Here is a 22,775-nt window from a genome sequence, read left to right as displayed (position 1 = left end):
GACGTGAAATTTGCGGTACTCGTATTTCCGGGCTCCAACTGCGACATCGACTGCTACAAAGCAGTAGAAGATACAGTCGGTCAAAAGGTCGACTTCGTATGGCACACAGCGACGGACTTGTCCGGCTATGATGCGATTCTCGTACCAGGCGGCTTCTCCTACGGCGACTACCTGCGCTGCGGCGCAATCGCTCGTTTCGCTCCTGTTATGAATGAAGTTATCAAAGCTGCTGAGCAAGGCAAATTCGTACTCGGCATTTGCAACGGATTCCAAATTCTTACCGAAGCTGGCCTCCTGCCAGGCGTACTGCGCCGCAACGAGAACCTGAAGTTCCGCTGCCACAGCGCGCTGCTCGAAGTTGTGAACAACAACACGGCATTCACGAACCAATACAACGAAGGCGAGATCATCGACATTCCGATCGCGCACGGCGAAGGCAACTACTACTGCGACGACGAGACGCTGGCGAAGCTTCAATCGAACAACCAGATCGTCTTCCGTTACAAAGCGGGCGCCAACCCGAACGGTTCGATTGACGACATCGCAGGCATTAGCAACGAACGCGGCAACGTAGTTGGCATGATGCCGCATCCAGAGCGTGCGATTGATGAAATTCTTGGTTCGGCAGACGGCAAACGGATGTTCACGTCGATTTTGAATGCATGGAGGGAACAACATGGCGCAGCAGTTAACGGCTAAGGAGCCAACAGCACAACAGATCGTTGATCAAAAGATTTATCAGCAATTCGGTGTGAGCGACTATGAATTCGAGCTTATTTGCGGATTCTTGGGCCGCCTGCCTAACTATACGGAAATCGGCGTATTCAGCGTTATGTGGTCGGAACACTGCGCGTACAAGAACTCCAAGCCGATTCTGAAGAAGTTCCCGATCACGGGACCGAAAGTTCTGATGGGTCCGGGCGAAGGCGCCGGCATCGTGGACATCGGCGACAACCAAGCGGTTGTATTCAAAATCGAATCGCATAACCACCCGTCGGCAGTCGAGCCTTACCAAGGCGCGGCAACGGGCGTAGGCGGCATTATCCGCGACATTTTCTCCATGGGCGCTCGTCCGATCGCGTCGCTTAACAGCCTCCGTTTCGGTCGTCTCGAGAATGATCGCGTTAAATATTTGTTCGAGAACGTCGTCAGCGGCATCGCTGGCTACGGCAACTGTATCGGTATTCCGACGGTTGGCGGCGAAGTGATGTTCGACGAAAGCTACGAAGGCAACCCGCTCGTTAACGCAATGTGCGTGGGCCTCATCGATCACGATAAAATCCAACGCGGTGTAGCAAAAGGCGTTGGCAACCCGGTATTCTACGTGGGTCCGGCAACGGGCCGCGACGGTATTCACGGTGCAACGTTCGCATCCGTTGAGCTGTCGGAAGAATCCGAAGAGAAGAAAACAGCGGTACAAGTAGGCGACCCGTTCATGGAGAAGCTCGTTATGGAAGCAACGCTCGAGCTGATCAACTCCGGTATCGTTCTTGGTATCCAAGACATGGGCGCAGCAGGTCTGACATGCTCCAGCTCCGAGATGGCATCCAAGGCAGGCAACGGCCTTGAGCTGTATCTTGACAACGTGCCGCAGCGCGAGAAGGACATGACGCCTTACGAAATGATGCTCTCCGAGTCACAAGAACGCATGCTGTTCGTTGTTACGCCGGAGAACGAAGCGCAAGCAATGGAGATTTTCGAGCGTTGGGGCGTTATCTGTGCCAAAGTCGGCAAAGTAACGGACGACGGTCGTCTCCGCCTGTTCCACAAAGGCGAGCAAGTAGCCGACATGCCAGTTAAAGCGCTCGTTGACGAGTGCCCGGTATATAACAAACCGTCCCAAGAGCCTGCATACTATGCAGCGAACGCGAAGATCGATACGACGGCTTACCCAGAAGTAACGGATCTGACGGGCGCGCTGAAGCAAGTGCTCGGATCGCCGACGGTAGCAAGCAAAGAGTGGGTTTACAACCAATACGACTACATGGTACGCACGAGCACGGCTGTTCAGCCAGGTTCTGACGCAGCAGTTGTAACGATTCGCGGCACGCGCAAAGCGCTCGCGATGACGACGGACTGCAACGGTCGTTATGTATACCTCGATCCAGAAGTAGGCGGACGTATCGCAGTAGCTGAAGCATCCCGCAACATCGTTTGCTCCGGTGCTGAGCCGCTCGCCGTTACGGACAACCTGAACTTCGGTTCCCCTGAGAAGCCTGAAGTGTTCTGGCAAATCGAGAAAGCGGCAGACGGCATGAGCGAAGCTTGCGTAACGCTCGAAACGCCGGTTATCGGCGGTAACGTCTCCCTGTACAACGAGAATGCAAAAGGCGCGATCTACCCAACGCCGGTTATCGGCATGGTTGGTCTCGTGCACGACATTGATCATATTACGACGCAATCGTTCAAATCCGAAGGCGACGTTATCGTCCTCCTCGGCGACACGAAAGCGGAGATGGGCGGCAGCGAGCTGCAATACGTCCTGCAAGGCAAAACAGAAGGCCGTCCGCCGCAAATCGACCTCGCAGTCGAGAAGCGCACGCAGAACGCGGTGCTCGAAGCAATCCGCGCCGGCCTCGTCGCTTCGGCACATGACCTGTCCGAGGGCGGTCTGGCAGTAGCAGTAGCAGAATCGTGCTTCGGTACGGGCCTCGGCGCTAGCGTTAACGTAGCAACGGAGCTTCGCGCTGACCATGCACTGTTCAGCGAATCGCAATCGCGTATTCTTCTCACGGCGAAGGCTGACAAAGCAGCTGAGCTTCAAGCACTTCTTAACGAGCGCGGCGTAGTGAACGCAGCAATCGGTACGGTAACGGCAGCAGCAACGCTGAACATTCAAGTGAACGGCAACCAAGGCGTTAACGCGCCGGTTGAACAACTGGAGAAGGTCTGGAAGGAAGCGATCCCATGTCTCATGAAGTGAAGCAGCTAACGCTGTGGACCGGAGACCATTATAACGAAGGCATCGGACGAGACGATATTTTTGACAAATTGCGTGAGGAGTGCGGCGTATTCGGGGTATTCAATTGCCCGAACGCTTCCTCCCTTTCTTACTACGGGCTGCATGCACTGCAGCACCGTGGCGAGGAAAGCTCGGGCATCTGCACGGTCGAGGGCGACAACCCTCGCAACTTCAATTATCACCGCGGCATGGGCCTGGTGAAAGAAGTGTTCACGCAGGATGTGCTGAGTACGCTGACAGGCGACCGCTCGATCGGACACGTTCGCTACTCGACTTCGGGCGAGAGCCGACTGGCCAACGCGCAGCCGCTCATCTTCAAATACCGTGACGGCGACCTTGCAATCGCGACGAATGGTAACCTTGTGAACGCACCTGAGATTCGTCAGGAGCTCGAGCGCAAAGGCTCGATCTTCCAGACGTCGAGTGACACGGAAGTTATCGCCCATTTGATCGCACGTTCGGACAAGGACTTTGTTGAGGCCGCACGCGACGCGCTTCAGCGTGTTGTTGGGGGCTTCGCATTCCTGATCATGACGAATGATAAGCTGATCGTTGCATCGGACACGAACGGCTTGCGTCCGCTCTCGATGGCCAAGCTTGGCGACGGATATATTTTCTCTTCGGAATCATGTGCATTCGAGGTTGTGGGTGCCGAATTCGTTCGCGACATTATGCCGGGCGAGATGCTCGTTCTGGATCGTGACGGCATGCGTGAAGAGCGCTTCGCGGATGCAGCTCGCAAAGCGGTATGTGCGATGGAGTACATTTATTTTGCTCGCCCGGATAGCGATATCCATGGTGCCAACCTGCATATGACGCGTAAGAAGATGGGCCAACGTCTGGCGCTTGAGTCGTTCGTTGACGCGGACATCGTAACGGGCGTACCGGATTCGTCGATTTCGGCGGCAATCGGTTATGCAGAGCAGACGGGTATTCCATACGAGCTTGGACTTATCAAAAATAAATATACGGGCCGGACGTTCATCCAGCCTTCTCAAGAGCTTCGCGAGAAGGGCGTTAAGATGAAGCTGTCAGCCGTTCGCAAGATTGTGGAAGGCAAGCGCGTCGTCATGATCGATGACTCGATCGTACGTGGTACGACATCGCTTCGCATCGTTAACCTGCTTCGTGAAGCTGGCGCGACGGAAGTGCATGTACGCATTACTTCGCCTCCTTTTGCAAACCCTTGCTATTATGGTATCGATACGCCTGACCGCAAGGAGCTCATCGCATCGTCGAAGACGGTCGAAGAGATTCGCAAGGCGATCAACGCGGATTCGCTTTATTTCTTAAGCGGCAATGGCTTGGTGGATACAGTGGGCATCGGAAACGATATCGAGGACAGCGGCCTGTGCATGGCTTGCTTCAACAACCACTACCCAACACCGGTGGACGAAGAATCGGACAAGAGCTGCAGCTGTTAGTAATAGAACCCGACTAGCGGGTAAATGATCGAACGATAAGGAGTGACTGTTGGTGTCATCTGAAGCTTATAAAGAAGCCGGCGTCGATATCGCGGCAGGCAATGAAGCAGTCGAACGGATGAAGAAGCATGTGAAACGGACGTTCCGCCCGGAAGTGCTGACGGATCTCGGCGGCTTCGGCGGCCTGTTCGGACTGAACAAGGATAAATACGAGGAGCCTGTTCTCGTATCCGGTACTGACGGCGTTGGTACGAAGCTGAAAATCGCTTTTGCGATGGATAAGCATGACACGATCGGTATCGATGCGGTCGCTATGTGCGTGAACGACATTATCGTACAAGGTGCAGAGCCGCTCTTCTTCCTCGACTACCTCGCATGCGGCAAGGTAGAGCCAGAGAAGATCGAAGCAATCGTCAAAGGCATCGCAGACGGCTGTCAACAAGCAGGCTGCGCGCTGATCGGCGGCGAGACGGCAGAAATGCCGGGCATGTACCAAGGCGAAGAATATGATATCGCCGGCTTCACGGTTGGTATCGTAGACAAGAAGAAAATTATCGACGGCACGACGATCGCTCCTGGCGATGCGGTAATCGGCATTGCATCGAGCGGCATTCACAGCAACGGCTACTCGCTCGTTCGCCGTCTGCTGCTTGAGCAAAGCGGCTACAGCCTGCAAGACGCGCTTCCAGAGCTGGATGGCGCGAAGCTGGGCGACGTACTGATCGAACCAACAAAAATTTATGTAAAATCCGCACTGGCGCTTGCTGAGCAAGTATCGGTTAAGGGTATGGCGCACATTACGGGCGGCGGCTTCATCGAGAACATCCCGCGCGTATTGCCTGACGGTGTGAACGTGAACGTCGAATACGGCTCGTGGCCGATTCAACCGATCTTTAACCTGATGCAGGCTAAAGGCTCCATCACGAACCGCGACATGTTCACGACGTTCAACATGGGCATCGGCCTCGTAGTCGTTGTACCAGCTGACCAAGCGGACAAAGCGCTTAGCGTTCTGGCTGAACTGGGCGAGAAAGCTTACCGGATCGGCGACGTAACGGCGGGCAACCGCATCGTGACGTTCACGGGAGCAGAAGTCTAATGAGCCAATTGCGTGTTGCTGTATTTGCATCCGGCCAGGGCACGAATTTTCAAGCGCTGGCTGATGCGGTACGGGATCAAAAGCTCGATGTAACCATCGAGCTTTTGGTTTGCGATAAGCCTTCGGCGCCTGTCATTGAACGGGCGCGTCTTGCTGGCGTGGACACGTTCGTGTTCAAGCCGAAGGACTATCCGTCCCGTGAAGCCTACGAGTCGGAGATTGTTGCGGAGCTTGAGCGCCGCGGCGTCGAACTCATCGTGCTGGCTGGTTACATGCGCATCGTGACATCTGCGCTGGTCGAGCCATTTTATGGCCGCATGATCAATATCCATCCGTCGCTGCTGCCGGCGTTCCCGGGCGTGAACGGCATTGGACAAGCTTTTGAATACGGTGTGAAGCTGACTGGCGTTACCGTTCACTATGTGGACGGCGGGCTTGACAGCGGACCAATCATCGCGCAGCGGACTGTTGAGGTGGCGCAGGACGATACGGAAGCGTCCCTCGCTGAACGCATCCATGCGACGGAGCAGACGCTGCTTCCTTGGGTCGTGGCACAAATCGCCGCAGGCCGCGTCGCGCTCGACGGACGCCGCGTGACGATTGGGTAGACGGAGTAGGAGTTAGGTGCAGAAATGCACCTAATGAGCGCGCGAGCGCCACGTGTGGCTGAATTAGGTGCAGAAATGCACCTAATGAGCGCGTGAGCGGTGCATGTGGCTGAATTAGGTGCAGAAATGCACCTAATGAGCGCGCGAGCGTCGCATGTGGCTGAGTTAGGTGCAGAAATGCACCTAATGAGCGCGCGAGCGTCGCACGTGGCTGAGTTAGGTGCAGAAATGCACCTAATGAGCGCGCGAGCGCCGCGTGAAGCTGAATTAGGTGCAAAAATGCACCTAATGAGCGCGTGAGCGCCGCATGTGGCTGAGTTAGGTGCAGAAATGCACCTAATGAGCGCGTGAGCGCCGCGTGTGGCTGAGATAGGTGCAAAAATGCACCTAATGAGCGCGTGAGCGCCGCGTGTGGCTGAGTTAGGTGCAGAAATGCACCTAATGAGCGCGCGAACGCTGCGTGTGGCTGAGTTAGGTGCAGAAATGCACCTAATGAGCGCGCGAACGCTGCGTGTGGCTGAGTTAGGTGCAGAAATGCACCTAATGAGCGCGCGAGCGCCGCGTGAAGCTGAATTAGGTGCAGAAATGCACCTAATGAGCGCGCGAGCGCCGCATGTGGCTGAATTAGGTGCAGAAATGCACCTAATGAGCGCGTGAGCGCTGCATGTGGCTGAATTAGGTGCAGAAATGCACCTAATGAGTGCGCGAGCGCTGCGTGAAGCTGAATTAGGTGCAGAAATGCACCTAATGAGCGCGTGAGCGCTGCGTGAAGCTGAATTAGGTGCAGAAATGCACCTAATGAGCGCGTGAGCGCTGCATGTGGCTGAATTAGGTGCAGAAATGCACCTAATGTGCACTCCTGCACATACGGCCCACCTAGTGGGCGACATAACGAAGACGATAACGGCAGTATGCTGCCGTTGCGATATATTAAGATTGTTGAAGGAGGGCCATGAAATTGGCTATTCGCAGAGCGTTAATTAGTGTATCGGACAAAACGGGCATCGTAGACTTCTCCCGTGAGCTTGCAGCATTGGGCGTTCAACTCATCTCGACAGGTGGTACGAAAACGCTGCTCGAAAAAGAAGGCGTACCGGTAATCGGTATCTCCGAAGTAACGGGCTTCCCAGAAATTCTCGACGGCCGCGTAAAAACGCTGCACCCAGCTGTGCACAGCGGCTTGCTCGCTGTTCGTGACAGCGAAGAGCACCAGCAAGCAATGAAGGACCTCGGCCTGGACTACATCGACATCGTTATCGTTAACCTGTACCCATTCGCTGAGACGATCGCGAAGCCAGACGTAACGTATGACGACGCAATCGAGAACATCGATATCGGCGGTCCAACGATGCTTCGTTCGGCGGCTAAGAACCATGCTTTCGTATCGGTCGTTGTTGACGCTGCTGACTACGCGAAAGTACTGGAAGAAGTAAAAGCTGGCGGCGACACGACGCTCGAAACGCGTAAACGTCTCGCTGCGAAAGTATTCCGTCACACGGCTGCATACGACTCCCTCATCGGCGACTACCTGTCCAAGCTGCTCGGCGATCCAATGCCTGAGAAGTATACGGTAACGTACGAGAAGGTCCAAGACCTTCGTTATGGCGAGAACCCGCACCAAAAGGCTGCTTTCTACCGCAAGCCGCTTGCACAAGAAGGCAACATCACGACGGCAGAGCAGCTGCACGGCAAAGAGCTGTCGTACAACAACATCAACGACGCGAATGCTGCACTGGCTATCGTGAAAGAATTCAACGAGCCTGCAGTTGTAGCCGTTAAACATATGAACCCTTGCGGCGTTGGCATCGGTGCTGACATCCATGAGGCTTACCAAAAAGCATACGCAGCAGACCCAACGTCGATCTTCGGCGGTATCGTTGCTGCGAACCGTACGATCGGCGCTGACACGGCTCAACTGCTGAGCGAGATCTTCCTTGAGATCATTATCGCGCCAGACTTCACGCCAGAAGCGCTTGAAGTGCTGACGAAGAAGAAGAACATCCGCCTGCTCAAGCTCGGCGAACTGCAAGCTGCTGGCGAGCGCAAGCCTGAGCTGCTCGTAACATCGGTTGACGGCGGCATGCTCGTGCAAGAGAGCGACGTTCACTCCCTGACGGAAGCGGACCTGCAAGTGGTAACGAACCGCAAGCCAACAGAAGAGGAACTGAAGCAGCTCCTGTTCGGATGGAAAGTAGTGAAACACGTAAAATCCAACGCGATTCTGCTCGCGAAGGACAACATGACGATCGGCGTTGGCGCAGGCCAAATGAACCGCGTCGGCGCAGCTAAGATCGCTATCGAGCAAGCTGGCGAGAACGCACAAGGTGCTGCACTGGCATCCGATGCATTTTTCCCAATGGGCGATACGGTTGAAGCAGCTGCTAAAGCCGGCATCACGGCAATCATCCAACCAGGCGGCTCGGTCAAAGACCAAGAGTCGATCGATGCAGCGAACAAGCACAACATCGCAATGGTGTTCACGAGCGTTCGTCACTTCAAGCACTAAGATACATTTAAGTTTACACAGAACAAGACATACGGAAGGACGCTATGCTCGGCATGGCGTCCATTCGTTCATTTAATTGAGTGAAATTACTAAGCGTATGCTTTCGATGTGAATTTTTGCTTACCACATAAGAATTTATAAGTTTTCGAGTGCATCGAAAGAACAAATTCTTATTGGCGATAAAACCTACATCTGAACGCGGTCGCTCATCCTTGAATGGCCTCGATATAGGTTTTTTCACAGGAAGTGTGCTCAATGATGTGCAAAAACTTTTAGGAGGCTACCCTATCCATGCGGATTCTAGTTATTGGCGGCGGCGGACGCGAGCACGCGATCGTCTGGGCGCTTCAGAAGAGCGAGAAAGTGAAGGAAATATTTTGTGCACCGGGCAATGCCGGTATCGCACAGCTTGCGGAGTGCGCGCCAATCAAGGTTAATCAGTTCGATGAGCTGATCGCATATGCGAAGAACAAGCAAGTTGATCTGGTATTCGTTGGTCCAGATGACCCGCTTGCAGCGGGCATCGTTGATGCTTTCGAAGATGCTGGCATTCCGACCTACGGTCCTCGCAAGAATGCGGCAGAGATCGAAGGCAGCAAGATTTTCATGAAAAACCTGCTTAGAAAGTACGACATCCCTACGGCCAAATACGAGACGTTCACGGATTTCGAAGCAGCGCTCGCATACCTGCGTCAACAGGAAGCGCCAATCGTTGTTAAATCGGACGGCCTTGCTGCCGGCAAAGGCGTTACGGTTGCAGCTACACTCGAAGAAGCGGAAGAAGCGCTCCGTTCGATGATGTTGGACAAGGTGTTCGGCAACTCCGGCAACAGTGTCGTTATTGAGGAATTCCTGGCGGGCGAAGAAATGTCGATCCTCGCGTTCGTTGACGGCGAGACGGTACGCGCGATGTCGCCAGCGCAAGACCATAAGCAAGTGTTCGATAACGACAAAGGCCCGAATACGGGCGGCATGGGTACATACTCGCCGTTGCCGCACATCGAGCAGTCGATCATCGACGAAGCGATCGAGAACATCATCAAGCCAACGGCGAAAGCGATGGTTAGCGAAGGTCGTCCGTTCCGCGGCGTTCTGTTTGCGGGTCTGATGATGACGAAGAACGGCGTTAAGACGATCGAGTTCAACGCACGCATGGGCGACCCAGAGACGCAAGTTGTACTGCCGCGCCTGAAGACGCCTTTGTTCGATATCGTGGAAGCATCGATGAACGGCACGCTTGCTGACCTGCCGATCGAGTGGAGCGACGAAGCTCACGTATGTGTTGTTATGGCATCGGAAAACTACCCGGCATCGTATCCAACAGGCCGCGTCATCGAAGGCATCGAAGCCGCTGAAGCGCAAGGCGCTCTTGTGTTCCACGCTGGTACGGCAACGAAGGACGGCCAGCTCGTAACGAGCGGCGGACGCGTACTTGGTATAGTAGGCCGCGGCCGCGACATCGCAGAGGCTCGTACGCGCGCGTACGAAGCCGTCAGCGTCATCAAATTCGAAGGTGCCCACTCGCGTACGGATATTGCGATGAAGGCGCTGCGCTAGGCTGAATTAAGGGGCTTCGCCCCTTGGACCCCGTTTTTGAATGTCAAATGAAGATTTTCTACCCACCCAAACCCTCCCTGCAAGGGAGGGCCCCAGGGGTTCCAACCCCTGGACCCCGGAATGGGGGACGTGGGAAGGAAAGAAGCGTATACACGTACTTGGGTGGTAGGACTCGCATGACCCTTTGGGTCAAAGCTTACTTTTGGTTCTAAATAAGAAATAAGCGTTGCCGGGCATGCCCGGCAACGCTTATTTCATTAACAAAAGCCAGCAGCCTACAAACTTCAGCTCTTAGAGCTGGTTTGTAGGCTGCTGGCTTTTGTTTTGCTCTAGATATGCTCTTCAAGCTCCGCAGTAAGCTTGTGCCCCGCAGGGGCACGCGAGTCCCAGCACGCAGTCACTTTACCCGTCCTCTGCCGATCCTACGTTTCCCCTTCCGGGGTCCCGGGGTTGGGAAACCCCGGGGGTCCTCCCTAGCAGGGAGGATTTAGGTGGGTAGAAATGTTGATTTAGGTGGGTAGGACTCCTTAAATGGGGCCCAAGGGGCGGAGCCCCTGTTATTCCTTGTAGAACAAGGAGTTCCGGTTCGTGAACACGAACACAAAGGCTATGAGTAGCCCGATTACAAGCGCTGTCGGTATCCAATGATCCATTAGCCAATTAATCCAAAGGGGCATAACGGTACCTCCTTAATTGAACCTCATCACCGTTAGTATGAGCGTCCGATGGAAACCTATCCATTAGCCGTTGACAACGATACGATACGGTGTTATTCTGAATTCAGTTAATTCATACTAAACGGGTAGGAATAATAAACAAAGTGAAATCATAAAGTGAATGACAAACGAAATGATGAACATAAATTTGGCTCAAGCTAAGTGAATGACGATATGAACAAGCGGATTGGCGGAGGTGGCGACATGGAGAAGCAATTGGTGCTGAAACATGAGGAATTAAATTTGACGGCTACATTGCATTACCCGACTGGAGGCGATGTGTCGGGAGGCAAGAATCAGGCCATTATTATATGCCATGGCTTCGTGGGCAGCCGAATCGGAGTGGACCGGTTGTTCGTGAAGGCGGCAAGAGCGCTGGCGGCTGCAGGCTCGTACGTCTTGCGTTTCGACTATGGCGGCTGCGGCGAGAGCGACGGCAACTATGGAGAGCTTGGTCTGGAGTCGATGATTGCGCAGACGCGCACGGCGATCGATTATGTAGCATCGATGGATGCGGTTGATCCGCAGCGGATCGTATTGCTCGGCCACTCGCTTGGCGGCGCAACGGCGCTGCTGACAGCGGTCCGTGACCGCAGAGTGAAGCGGCTTGTCCTTTGGTCGCCAGTCGCATATCCGTTCACGGATATCGTTCGTATCGTAAGCCGTGCAGGCTACGACGAGGCGATCGAGAAGGGAAGCACCGATTATACGGGCTACTCGCTCAAACCGGAATTTTTCAACTCCTTGCAGGAGCATCAACCGTTCCAAGACGCCAAGCGTTTCGGCGGCGACGTCCTGCTCATTCATGGCACGAGTGACGATGTCATTCCGGCGGACTACAGCTTCTTGTATCAGAAGGTGTTCTGGACACGGAGCGAAGGGATTTGCGACAAAGAAATCATTTTCCAAGCGAATCATACGTACTCGACACGCAAGCACCAGGAGGAAGCGATCAACGTTACGCGCAATTGGCTTAGCGGGCTGGACCGCCGCCATGAAGAATGGCATCATTGGAGCATATAGGAAACCTTTTGGCAGGTTATGCCGTCCTCTTATCCAGGGGACGGCTTTTTAATGCGCTGACGACTGGATGTCTTCGAGGAGACAAGCTGTCCACTTTTGTGGTTAAATGGAAATTGAAAGCGTTATTGCTTACAAGAAGCGAAGGGTGGATTTGCGAGAATGATGACGAAACGCGCGCATCAAATAGCAGCATTGCTGCTCGCCGCTGCACTTGGATTGACCGCTTGCGGGTCAGGCGGCAAGGATGAACAATCAACTTCGACTGTAACTGAGCCAACAACAGATACACAGACCGAGACGGATCTAACCGCCGAGCCTCCGGCTCCCGTATCGACGCTGACAGCAGCGCTGACCGGACTTCCGCTGGAGCAAGAGCAGAAGCAGCGGCCAATCGCCGTGAGCGTGAACAATTTCAAAGCGGCAAGACCGCAGTCCGGCTTAACGCAGGCTGATATCGTATGGGAAGTGCTCGCAGAGGGCGGTATTACCCGGCTTATTGCGGTGTTCCAGAGCTCCTCTTTCACAGATCCGATCGGTCCGATTCGTAGTATCCGTCCTTATCTAATCGATATTGCCGAGTCCTATCACTCTGTCATCGTGCACGCAGGTGCAAGCACGGATGCGTACGATTTGCTGCAGCATCATAACAAGGACTACCTCGATGAGATTACGAACGCAGGTCCCTACTATTGGCGGGATAATACGCGTAAGGCGCCACATAACCTCTATTCCGATCTAACCAAAATGCGCGCAGGAGCCGAGAAGAAGAATTACGCGAGTGAAGTAACGATCCCGACGCTCCCATTCTCTGCAGAAGGTGCAGGTACATACGATGGACCGGCAACGAACATTGACATTACGTTCTTGCTGGAGGATTACAAGGTAAGCTATGCCTACGATGCGGCCAAAGGCGTCTACCTGCGCTCGATCAACGACGAGCCGCACATCGATAAGAACAATGATGAGCAGCTATCCGCTGCAAACGTAGTCGTGCTAGGCGCTGACCATAAGACGCTGGATGATTACGGTCGACTTAGCGTCAATCTGACTTCTGGCGGCAAAGCCGTTTTGTTCCAGAATGGACAAGCTGTTGCATGCGAATGGACACGCCAAGGGTCGGATTTGATCCGTATTACGAAGGATGGCAAGGAATTATCGATGCTCCCGGGGCACACTTATTATCATATCGTGCCTAACAATCCGACGTTCGAGAAACATTTGGTATATGGGTGAAATTTGTCGATTCGGGGAAGACTGTAAAAAGTAATGGCTAACCGTGAAAAAAATTGTTAACGGAATGTAAAATCCTTTACGAAAACTTAACATATGCCATTCAGCCGTGTTAAGATAAAAAACGGTCAAGTAATTCGGCGCGTTACGTTTTACACTTTCCGAATCGACGAAGGAGATCGAGCATGTTCAAGAAGAAAGATATCTTTTTTAGAACGTTAGAGGAGATGGCAGATACACTCGTTGTTGCGTGTGAATACTTCGGCGAGAACGTCTCTAAGCTGCAGGATGTGAGTGCATTCGCTAAGCAGATGAAGAACTACGAGACACAATGCGACAAATATACGCATACGATTCTGACAGAACTCAACAAAACGTTCATTACGCCAATCGAGCGTGAGGACATTATGGCACTCACGAAATCGCTTGACGATGTACTCGATGGCATCGAGGCTTGTGCTTCGCGTTTCGAAATGTACCAGATCAAGGAGCATGACGAATATATCTCCCTGTTCGCGGACAATATCGTACGCTGCTCGCATCAGATCAAGAAGGCGATCTATCTGTTGACCCAGAAGAAGCTGCTGGCGATGCGCGAACCGAACATTGCGATTAATGAGCTGGAGAACCAAGCAGACGACCTGCTGCGGGTCAGCATCACTAGCCTGTTCAGCAATGTAACAGATCCAATTGAGCTCATTAAACGGAAAGAAATTTACGAACGGCTCGAACAAACGACCGACTATTGTGAGGACGTTGCTAACACCCTCGAATCGATCATTATGCGTAATAGCTAACGAGGGGTAGGGCGATCATAGATGGATACATCGTATGTAATTCTCGCAATTGTCGTCATTTTAGCACTCGGATTTGACTTTATTAACGGTTTTCATGATACAGCTAACGCCATCGCTACGACGGTATCCACTCGGGCACTGAAACCGCGGGTTGCCATTTTACTTGCGGCTACGATGAACCTGCTCGGCGCGTTGACATTCACAGGCGTAGCGAAAACGATCGGTGGCAAGGTAGCGGACCCGTTGACGCTGGAGCACGGCGTCCAGATCGTCATTGCGGCGCTTATATCTGCCATCCTGTGGAACCTGCTGACATGGGCGCTGGGCATTCCATCGTCTTCCTCGCATACATTGATCGGCTCCCTCGCAGGTGCCGTAATCTCGGCGGAGGGCTTCGATGGGATTAATGTCAGTGGCTTCACAAGTATCGTACAAGGCCTTATTCTCTCGCCGATCATTGCATTCTCTATTGGCTTCGTGGTGATGTGGATATTCAAGGTCATCTTCGCGAATCAAAGCCCGCATCAGTTGAATAAGGGCTTCCGGTCGGGTCAGATCCTGACGGCCGCACTCCAATCGTTCGCACACGGTACGAATGATGCGCAGAAGGCAATGGGTATTATCGTGTTCGCGCTCATGGCGGCAGATGTCCAACAGACGGATAGCGTTCCACTGTGGGTCAAGCTGTCGGCGGCTATTGCAATGGCGCTGGGCACATCGATCGGTGGTATGAGAATTATTAAGACGATGGGTACGAAGATTTTCAAAATCGAACCGATCAACGGCTTCGCAGCGGACATTACGTCCTTCGGCGTTATTATGACAGCAACACTGACGAAATTCCCGGTCAGCTCGACGCATGTTATTACATCGGCGATTCTCGGCGTTGGCAGCGCGAAGCGCTTCTCCAGCGTCAAGTGGGGCGTCGCAGGCAAGATCGTCGTATCGTGGATCATTACGATTCCGATCTCGATGGTTGTTGCAGCAGGCGTGTACCAATTGATTAAATGGCTGTTCCTTTAACAATAAAAACCGTGCTTCATCACTTATGTGACGGAGCACGGTTTTTTGCTGCTTATTATGTTCTTATAATGTTCTTACAGAATAGGAGAAACAAGCTTAGAGATCGACTCGTTGAACTTGCTCCAAGCCGAACGATTGTTGTAATCGGTCAGCGTGAATGGCTCGCTGTCCTCGACATCGCGCCAGTAGATCTCCTCCAGCCGCTGCGCGGTTGGCTGATCATAAATAATCGCGTTCACCTCGAAGTTGAGCTTCAAGCTCCGAATGTCGAAGTTCGCTGTGCCGACGCTGGCGATTTGGCCGTCGACGACCATCATTTTGGCATGCAGGAAGCCATTCGTATACAAGTAGCACTTAATACCGTTGCTCAGAAGCTCGCCAACATAGTAACGGGACGCCCAATGAACAAACATATGGTCTGCGAGCTTCGGCAGCATAATGTGAATCTGGACGCCGGACAGGGCCGCTACGCGGAGAGCGCTCAGCAGGCTTTCGTCTGGAATGAAATACGGCGTCTGCAGCAGAATAGAATGCTTGGCCGAATGGATCATATGAAGCAGCGCATTCTCGATGTGGAACGACTGACTGCTTGGTCCTCCAGCGACAAACTGCATAGGCAGCCGGTTCTTCGTATTCGGCAGACGCAGCGGTCCGGGCAAGCCTTGAATCTTCTGATTCGTTGCAAGGTTCCAATCCATCAGGAACAGCCGCTGAAGGGTTGGGACGCCTTCGCCGAGCAGCCGGATATGCGTATCGCGCCAGTTGCCGAAGCGGGGATCTTGGCCTACGTATTCGTTGCCGACATTGAAGCCGCCGGTGTAGGCGATGAGCCCGTCAATGACGACGATTTTGCGATGGTTTCGGTAGTTGATCCGGTAGTTCAAGTAAGGAATGCGAGACGGGAAGAAAGCTGCCCGTTCGCCGCCTGCCGCATCGAATAGCTTGAAGAACTTCGTATTGAGCTTACGAGAGCCGATATCGTCATATAGCAGCCGGACCTGCACACCTTCCTGTGCCTTCACGATAAGCGCGTCACGGATCTTGCGGCCCCACTCATCATTGTTGAAGATGTAATACTGCATATAGATGCTGTGCTTCGCTTCCGCAATATCGCTGAGCAAACGCTCGAATTTGCCCAAGCCATCGGTGAAGAAGTCGATTTCATTATGAAGCGTCAGCAGTGCTCTGGCGCTGGAGATGTTCATCTCGATCAGCTTGCGATGCTCTGCGATCGTTCCATTGTCATCCCCTGGCCAGCCCTCTGACAGCATCTGCTCCTGCTCGGAGACGAGCGACAGAATCGCGGTCTGGTCGCGCTTATCGAAGCGGTACAGCTTGCGTCTGCGCAAATTTTGCCCGAGGATCATATACAGCACGAAGCCGAGCACGGGTACGAACAGCAGTACCATGAGCCAGGACCAGGTTGCCGCGACATTGCGTCGTTCCATGAAGACGACAACGATCGCGAGCAGGATATTAATAGGTAATAATAATAAGGTAAGATCGGAATTCCAAGTCATCGGTTGATACTCCCTAATATGAATAAAACATGAATAAACGTTGCACATTGCATCTTACCTATTTTCTGTAAAGGCGTCAAGAAAGATACGCGAAACAGTAGAGAGGTACCAGACAAATCGAAATCGTCTGTTGACAACGCTTACAAGACGGTGATATGATCGATTCACCGAATTGTGCAAACGTTACCACTTAATCTGCTGCTTCCTCAACATCAAGAATGTATCTTTCCTCATTTGCATTTCTAGTTCTTACACGTTGTAATCCATTGCTGTATCGAATAATGCTGTGACTCGATGTCGGTTGCTTTGCTATGCCTGCTTTTGCAGGTTGGTTATAGGCAATCGTTTATTCATGCATTTTGTGCAAACGTTTGCACTATAGTTGCACAGATTTCGCAGGAAATGATGCCGATTACTGGGCAGTCCATTTGCTTGGAAATCGAATAAACTACAGCATAAGGTTCGGGCTGCAACGAGGGAAAGAGCAGATGCAAGGGACGGTAACAGGCTGCACGGTCCAATATGAATACGATTTCAGGGAGGTACACAATTGATGAGACATCGAACCAAGAAGGCCTATCTATTCGTTATTTGTCTTGTGGTTCTCATTCAATGCTTCGCAGGCGCTGCGCTATCGAGCGGCAGAGCTTATGCGGACGATGGCGGGACTGCTGGAGGCGGAACCGTTCTGCCGCTCGACCCGGATTATGGAGCTGGCCAGCCGGGAGGCGCAAACCGCTGGTATGCAACAGGCAGCTTCAACAGCTGGAACAATAGCGACGCGGCCAACCAGTTCAAGCACCTAGCAGGCGGCTTCTATATGCTGGCGCTTACGCTTGCGCCGGGCAATTATGAGTTTAAGCTGACGAAGAATGAGACGTGGGACGGCTTCAGCAACGAGGGCAACAACTTCAGCATGACGGTGCCCGGTACAGAAGCAACTGAAGTACGTTTCTATATCAATGAAGAGATTGGTCAGGCTCGCGTCAGCTTGCCTGGTGTAACGAATCTACAGCAGTATGTTCCAACGGTGGCGCTTGACAGCTGGCCTCGTCTGGTAGGCAGCATTCAGTCGGTATTCGGCGAGTCGGAGTGGAGCCCAGAGAACGCACAGCAGATGTTCGTCGACTACAACTTCGATGGTTCCGTATTCAAGCTGCAGCGCTCGCTGCCTGTCGGCAATTACGAGGCGAAGGTGACGCTTGGCGGCGGCTGGACCGTTAACTATGGAGCGAGCGGCAAGGACGGTTCGAATCTGCTCGTGAACGTGCTGGACCCTGCCGATGTGACGTTCACGCTCGATATGGCAGCGGAGAAGCTGTCGCATAACTATCAGCCGAAGGATCAAGAGTTCGACGGTCAAATTAACAAGGACGCGATCGTGTTCGACAGCCGATCGGTTACATACAAGAAGCCGTTCGGTGCAATTGAAGAAGGTTCGCAGGATTTGACGCTTCGGATTGCGGCACAAGCAGGCGACGTGGAGCTTGCGCGTGTTGAATTGACCGACGGGACGGGCTTCGCACGTACGTACGATATGGCGAAGACGACGACCACGGGCGGCAAAGATTACTACGAAGCGATTATTCCGAAGCAGGATCTCGCTCCATACGGCATTTGGGGCTATAAATTCATTCTGATCGATGGCAGCACGAAGGTGGAATACGGAGATGACGGCGTTCGCGGCGGTGCAGGCGCAGCAGCGGATGAAGGCGCGCTCCCTTACGATTTGACGATCTACAAAGCGGGCTATACGACGCCGGACTGGATTAAGGAAGCGGTTGTGTATCAGCTGTTCGTCGATCGATTCTTCGATGGCGACCAGACGAACAACCGGGCGAAGGTTGTAGATGGCGTGCGCGGCGTCCGCGATGATGCGGATGGCAGCGAGGCGTCCATTACAACGACGAAGAGCCAATATTTCGATGGCGGCGTACCAAACGATCCGACGCCGGATCAAGTATGGGGCAGCTGGTCGGACGTGCCGGAGAATCCGGACCGGACGACGCCGGAGAATAAGCCGTATTATCCGAACGCGAAGTCGGACGGCGTATGGTCGAACGAATTCTACGGCGGTGACATCGCAGGTATCGGGCAGAAGCTGGACTACCTGCAATCGATCGGCATTACGGCCATCTACCTGAACCCAGTTGCATGGGCGGCATCGAATCATAAGTACGATGCAACGGATTACAAGCATCTGGACCCGATGTTCGGCGAGCCGGTATACAATACGCCGGGCGATCCGAAGTCTGGTCTTGATTACGAGGCGACGAGGATCGCGTCGGATCGCATATTTAGCGAGTTTACGAAGCAAGCGACACAGCGTGGCATTCACCTCATTATGGATGGCGTGTTCAACCATGTGGGCGATGACTCGATCTATTTTGACCGCTATGAGAAATATCCAGAGATCGGCGCTTACGAGTATTGGTCCAAGGTATGGAATCTGGTGAACAGCGGCAAGACGCAGCAGGATGCGGAGCAGCAGGTGATCGATTCGTTCACGGCGCAGATCAATCCGCTGACGGGCACGAATTATAAGTATCCAGAAGATTTTACGTATACGACCTGGTTTACGGTGTCGAATGAGAAGGTTGCAGACACAGACGGCAATTATCGTTACAAATATGATGCATGGTGGGGCTACGATTCGCTGCCAGTCATGGATGCGGTTGAGCCGCAGCCAGGCGACACGCTGGCACTGGAAGGCCAGCATGAATGGAACAATGTAAACTACCGCGATGAGGTCATCGGGCATGACCTGACAGGCAAAAGCGACGAAGAAGCAGCGGCTTCGATGCAAAGTACCGTATCGCAGCGCTGGGAGTGGCTTGGTGCAAGCGGCTGGCGTCTGGACGTAGCGCCGGACGTATCGAGCGGCACATGGGCGAAATTCCGTGAGGCAGTGAAGTCCGTTCAAGGCCGTACGAACGTGAACGGCGATATTATCGACGATCCGATCATTCTCGGTGAAGAGTGGGGCGTTGCAACGAAGTTCCTGCTGGGCGATCAATTCGACTCGGTTATGAACTATCGTTTCCGTTCGGCGCTGCAAGCGTTCATGATCAACGGGGACGCTGCAACGATGAACGATTCGCTTGAGTCTATTCGCGAGGATTATCCAGAGCAGGCATGGCAGTCGATGCTCAACCTCGTCGACTCCCACGACACGACGCGCAGCATTACGAAGCTGGAGCATCCAGACTGGGAAGAGCAGCATCTCGTGATTGCTCCTGATGCGAATGACCGCGCACTGAAACTTCAGGCGCTGACGGCATTGTTCCAGCTTGGCTATCCGGGCGCACCTACGATCTACTACGGTGACGAAGTAGGTCTGGCAGGCACAAAGGATCCGGATTCGAGAAGAACGTTCCCATGGGAGCGGGTAACAACCGATAACGGTACGTACAGCGGCCAAGGCGTGTATGCGCCACTGTTCAATATGTATAAGACGGCTGCAGCTGTCCGTCACGATCACGATGTGTTCAGCACGGGCGATCTGAAGACGGCTTACGCGCAAGGCGATGTCATCGCTTATGCTCGTAAGAACGCGACAGAGGCAGGTCTCGTCATTGTGAACCGCGGCGAGTCCGCGCAGACGATCGAAGCGAATGTGGCTGGTTATTTGCCAGAAGGACTGACATTCACGGATGCACTTGGCAGCGGTGTGACGGCAGCTGTATCCGGCGGCAAGATTACGCTGACGATTCCAGCGCTTACCGGCTACATGCTGGTATCCGATCACGAGCTGTCCTCTACAGCGGAGGTGCAAGGACTGGCGGCAGTAGGCGGCAATGGTTCAGTCGAGCTGACTTGGAACGAAACGCCGGGCGCGAGTAGCTATAACGTGTATCGCGCTGCAATTGAAGGCGGCAGCGTGGAGCTGATCGGTTCCGTACCAGCTGGTGGGGAAGGTTCTACGGGTGGTTCGTATACGGATACCGCTGTTAAGAACGGCACGAAATATTACTATGCAGTAACGGCTGTCAGCGGCGATTCCGAGAGCATCATGAGCGATATGGTATCGGCGCTGCCGGCATTCGTCATCGATAGCGTGACGATTACACAAACAGCACCGGATTTGACGATCGGTACGGGCAGCAAGACGGAGCAGATTCAAGTGACGATCGCAGCCAGCGGGCTGACGGATGATCCAACGCTGGCGGGTAAGGAAGCGTCAGGACTCGTTGCGAAGCTTGTCTACTACAACGTGGCAAGCGGTGTGACAACGGCAGCGGAGACGAAGCTTCGGTACTTGTCCGACACAGGTTCGGGTGAAAAAGTGTATTGGGCAAGTTTTGAACCAACAGAAGCGGGTGTGTTTGGGTACTATGCGAAGGTGTCGACGAATAATGGAGAGTCGTTCACGCAATCAGATGGCGCGTCGCTGAATGCCCTTGCCAACACGAGCGATACGACAGCGCCACCGGCGCCAGTGCTGCTGCCGATTACGGTAGAGTCGAACCGGGTGCAGCTGCATTGGACGCAGCCTGTAGCGGGTGAAGACGAAGAGCCGTTTGAGGTGCCGGTTGGGCATGAAGTGTTCCGCCAATCGCCGGGCGACGCCGCTTTCAAGCGGATTGCAACCTTGGCGGCTGATGCGGTAACGTACACGGATTTAGCGGTGAGCAACGATAAGAACTATGTGTACTACGTTACCTCCTATGATGCGGCTTACAATCGTGGGTTGTCGGCGACGCAAGCGGTGACGCCGAAGCTGGTGATGGTCGATGTGACGCTTCGTCTGCATCTGCCATCGTATACACCAGCTACCGATGATATCTACCTAGCGGGTTCGGAGAACGGCTGGAACGCTAGCGGTACGAAGCTGACGGTTCCTAGCGGTGCGACGAACCGCGATGTGGTCGAATATAAGTTCAAGATGATGGCAGGCAAGAGCATCGAGTACAAATATACGCGTGGTACTTGGACGACAGAGGCGTTCACGAGCCATACCCGCAATGCGAACGATACGACAGACTACGGGAACTGGGCGTACAGCTCGACTGACACGAACATGAGGCTGACCGTTCAGAATCAAGGCGGCAACCAAATGCTCATCGATGACTACGTGCTGCGTTGGGTGGATATGCCGATGATCGTGACGATGCCTCGCCAATCGTTTGGTGAAGACATCGCGTATACGACAGATGAAGCAAGTGCAAAGCTGAAGGCTGTTGTGCCATACGGCGTTGCGTTCACCATTAACGGAGAGCCGATTGCCAGCAGCGCGATGGATGCGCGCGGTAATGTGGAGCTGGAGTCGCTGCCGCTTGAAGTTGGCGTGAATACGTTCGTCCTGCATATCGAGCCTACGGCCGAGACGCTGGCACAGGCTTGGTATACAGACCAAGGACGTAAGAGCCAAGCCACGAAGACGATCACGATGACGATTACGCGCACGGCCGATGATGACGGCAGTGGTGAAGGTAATGGCGATGGTGAAGGTAACGGTAATGGTAATGGTAATGGTAATGGTAATGGAAATGGTAGCGGCAATGGCAATACGGGCGGTACCATGGTCAGCGGAGGGAATGATTCGAATAACGGTGAAGGTACTGAGACGGATACCGGCACCGGCACCGGAACTGAAGGCAGTGGTACTGGTAACGAAAATGGTGGTACAGGTGGTGCAGTATCGTTCCCTGATGTACAAGGACACTGGGCGCAGAAGGATATTGAAGCGCTTGTGAAGCTTGGCGTGATCAAAGGCCGTGCGAATGGTAACTTCGATCCGAAGGGCGAGATTACGCGTGCGGAGTTTACGACTCTGCTGATCCGTGCAATCTCGTTGCAGCAAGCAGGTAAAGATGCACTGGCAGCTGCTAACGTCGGTGAGGCGGCGTCATTCGCAGACGTACCATCGAATGCTTGGTACGCAGGCGATGTTGCCAATGCGTTCGCGTTGCAGCTCGTGAACGGCCTGTCGGCAGATCAATTCGCGCCGAATGCGCCAATCACGCGTCAGCAAATGGCGGTCATGCTCGCACGTGCTGCTGAGCTGCTCGGTCTGCCTGCTGCTGATGACGGCAGCAGCGATGCGCTTGCTGGTCTGACGGACAGCGCAAGCATTGCAGCATGGGCAGAGGAAGCGGTAGCTTACATCGTAGGCGCAGGCTTCATGCAAGGCGACACCGCGCATCACTTCAACGCTGACAGCCATGCAACCCGCGCGGAAGTAGCGACGGTGTTCGCACGGATGCTGCGTGCGGCTGGATTGCTGTAAGGCTAAGCTAGAAGAATAGATTTAGTTAGGTAGGGAGGCCCTTTCGAAGTGCAGCGATGCGCTTTGGGAGGGCTTTTTCAA

The 22,775-nt window shown here is 53.7% G+C and carries 14 protein-coding genes; 13 read left to right on the top strand and 1 reads right to left on the bottom strand.

Annotated elements, in window-relative coordinates; all coding sequences use genetic code 11:
• Positions 1 to 3: 3 nt before the first annotated feature.
• The 12 genes from purQ (at position 4) to DFQ01_RS24340 (ending at position 14,945) form a co-directional block, all read left to right on the top strand.
• A complete protein-coding gene (gene purQ, locus DFQ01_RS24400) occupies positions 4 to 699 on the top strand; it encodes a phosphoribosylformylglycinamidine synthase subunit PurQ (protein WP_110046555.1) in 696 nt (231 codons plus the stop codon).
• Positions 677 to 2,923 (top strand): phosphoribosylformylglycinamidine synthase subunit PurL, encoded by a 2,247-nt coding sequence (gene purL, locus DFQ01_RS24395; RefSeq protein WP_110046554.1) that lies wholly within the window; start codon positions 677 to 679, stop codon positions 2,921 to 2,923. The genes purQ and purL overlap by 23 nt, the downstream gene beginning before the upstream one ends.
• On the top strand, positions 2,908 to 4,386 hold the full coding sequence (gene purF / locus DFQ01_RS24390; RefSeq protein ID WP_110046552.1) for an amidophosphoribosyltransferase: 1,479 nt from the start codon (positions 2,908 to 2,910) through the stop codon (positions 4,384 to 4,386). The genes purL and purF overlap by 16 nt, the downstream gene beginning before the upstream one ends.
• 52 nt (positions 4,387 to 4,438) lie before the next feature.
• Positions 4,439 to 5,485: a phosphoribosylformylglycinamidine cyclo-ligase gene (purM, locus tag DFQ01_RS24385; RefSeq protein ID WP_110046551.1), complete on the top strand. Its 1,047-nt coding sequence runs from the start codon at positions 4,439 to 4,441 to the stop codon at positions 5,483 to 5,485.
• Entirely contained in the window at positions 5,485 to 6,093 is a 609-nt protein-coding gene (gene purN, locus DFQ01_RS24380; protein WP_110046549.1) for a phosphoribosylglycinamide formyltransferase, read from the top strand. Before purM ends, purN begins: the two co-directional genes overlap by 1 nt.
• Positions 6,094 to 6,534: 441 nt before the next feature.
• Positions 6,535 to 6,750: a hypothetical protein gene (locus DFQ01_RS24370; protein WP_146216923.1), complete on the top strand. Its 216-nt coding sequence runs from the start codon at positions 6,535 to 6,537 to the stop codon at positions 6,748 to 6,750.
• A 301-nt stretch (positions 6,751 to 7,051) separates the two neighbouring features.
• The gene (gene purH / locus DFQ01_RS24365; RefSeq protein WP_110046543.1) at positions 7,052 to 8,599 is read left to right on the top strand and encodes a bifunctional phosphoribosylaminoimidazolecarboxamide formyltransferase/IMP cyclohydrolase; all 1,548 of its coding nucleotides are present in this window, start codon (positions 7,052 to 7,054) and stop codon (positions 8,597 to 8,599) included.
• A 291-nt stretch (positions 8,600 to 8,890) separates the two neighbouring features.
• Positions 8,891 to 10,156, top strand: coding sequence for a phosphoribosylamine--glycine ligase (gene purD, locus DFQ01_RS24360; RefSeq protein ID WP_110046542.1), 1,266 nt, complete (start codon positions 8,891 to 8,893; stop codon positions 10,154 to 10,156).
• Between the two features lie 920 nt (positions 10,157 to 11,076).
• Positions 11,077 to 11,895: an alpha/beta hydrolase gene (locus tag DFQ01_RS24355; RefSeq protein ID WP_110046592.1), complete on the top strand. Its 819-nt coding sequence runs from the start codon at positions 11,077 to 11,079 to the stop codon at positions 11,893 to 11,895.
• Between the two features lie 159 nt (positions 11,896 to 12,054).
• The gene (locus tag DFQ01_RS24350) at positions 12,055 to 13,128 is read left to right on the top strand and encodes a DUF3048 domain-containing protein (RefSeq protein ID WP_245946863.1); all 1,074 of its coding nucleotides are present in this window, start codon (positions 12,055 to 12,057) and stop codon (positions 13,126 to 13,128) included.
• 182 nt (positions 13,129 to 13,310) lie between these two features.
• The gene (locus DFQ01_RS24345) at positions 13,311 to 13,922 is read left to right on the top strand and encodes a DUF47 domain-containing protein (RefSeq protein ID WP_110046540.1); all 612 of its coding nucleotides are present in this window, start codon (positions 13,311 to 13,313) and stop codon (positions 13,920 to 13,922) included.
• A 21-nt stretch (positions 13,923 to 13,943) separates the two neighbouring features.
• Complete coding sequence (locus tag DFQ01_RS24340) at positions 13,944 to 14,945, top strand: inorganic phosphate transporter (protein WP_110046539.1); 1,002 nt, start codon at positions 13,944 to 13,946, stop codon at positions 14,943 to 14,945.
• A 74-nt stretch (positions 14,946 to 15,019) separates the two neighbouring features.
• Here the strand turns inward: DFQ01_RS24340 and cls are convergent, their stop codons facing one another.
• Positions 15,020 to 16,465: a cardiolipin synthase gene (gene cls, locus DFQ01_RS24335; protein ID WP_110046537.1), complete on the bottom strand. Its 1,446-nt coding sequence runs from the start codon at positions 16,463 to 16,465 to the stop codon at positions 15,020 to 15,022.
• Between the two features lie 553 nt (positions 16,466 to 17,018).
• Between cls and DFQ01_RS24330 the strand changes: the two genes are divergently transcribed.
• Positions 17,019 to 22,694 (top strand): alpha-amylase family glycosyl hydrolase, encoded by a 5,676-nt coding sequence (locus DFQ01_RS24330; RefSeq protein ID WP_110046535.1) that lies wholly within the window; start codon positions 17,019 to 17,021, stop codon positions 22,692 to 22,694.
• Positions 22,695 to 22,775: the final 81 nt, after the last annotated feature.

The organism is Paenibacillus cellulosilyticus (genome assembly GCF_003182255.1).
Taxonomy (GTDB): Bacteria; Bacillota; Bacilli; order Paenibacillales; family Paenibacillaceae; genus Paenibacillus_T; species Paenibacillus_T cellulosilyticus.
Note: the sequence above shows the minus strand (reverse complement) of the source record. Positions and strands in the feature narration are given on the sequence as shown.

Bases quoted from the DNA above. Each gene is read 5' to 3' on its own strand.
- purL (WP_110046554.1), top strand. From the start codon at position 677: ATGGCGCAGCAGTTAACGGCTAAGGAGCCAACAGCACAACAGATCGTT.
- purF (WP_110046552.1), top strand. From the start codon at position 2,908: ATGTCTCATGAAGTGAAGCAGCTAACGCTGTGGACCGGAGACCATTAT.
- purN (WP_110046549.1), top strand. From the start codon at position 5,485: ATGAGCCAATTGCGTGTTGCTGTATTTGCATCCGGCCAGGGCACGAAT.
- DFQ01_RS24370 (WP_146216923.1), top strand. From the start codon at position 6,535: ATGAGCGCGCGAACGCTGCGTGTGGCTGAGTTAGGTGCAGAAATGCAC.
- purD (WP_110046542.1), top strand. From the start codon at position 8,891: ATGCGGATTCTAGTTATTGGCGGCGGCGGACGCGAGCACGCGATCGTC.
- DFQ01_RS24355 (WP_110046592.1), top strand. From the start codon at position 11,077: ATGGAGAAGCAATTGGTGCTGAAACATGAGGAATTAAATTTGACGGCT.
- DFQ01_RS24350 (WP_245946863.1), top strand. From the start codon at position 12,055: ATGATGACGAAACGCGCGCATCAAATAGCAGCATTGCTGCTCGCCGCT.
- DFQ01_RS24345 (WP_110046540.1), top strand. From the start codon at position 13,311: ATGTTCAAGAAGAAAGATATCTTTTTTAGAACGTTAGAGGAGATGGCA.
- DFQ01_RS24340 (WP_110046539.1), top strand. From the start codon at position 13,944: ATGGATACATCGTATGTAATTCTCGCAATTGTCGTCATTTTAGCACTC.
- cls (WP_110046537.1), bottom strand. From the start codon at position 16,465: ATGACTTGGAATTCCGATCTTACCTTATTATTATTACCTATTAATATC.
- DFQ01_RS24330 (WP_110046535.1), top strand. From the start codon at position 17,019: ATGAGACATCGAACCAAGAAGGCCTATCTATTCGTTATTTGTCTTGTG.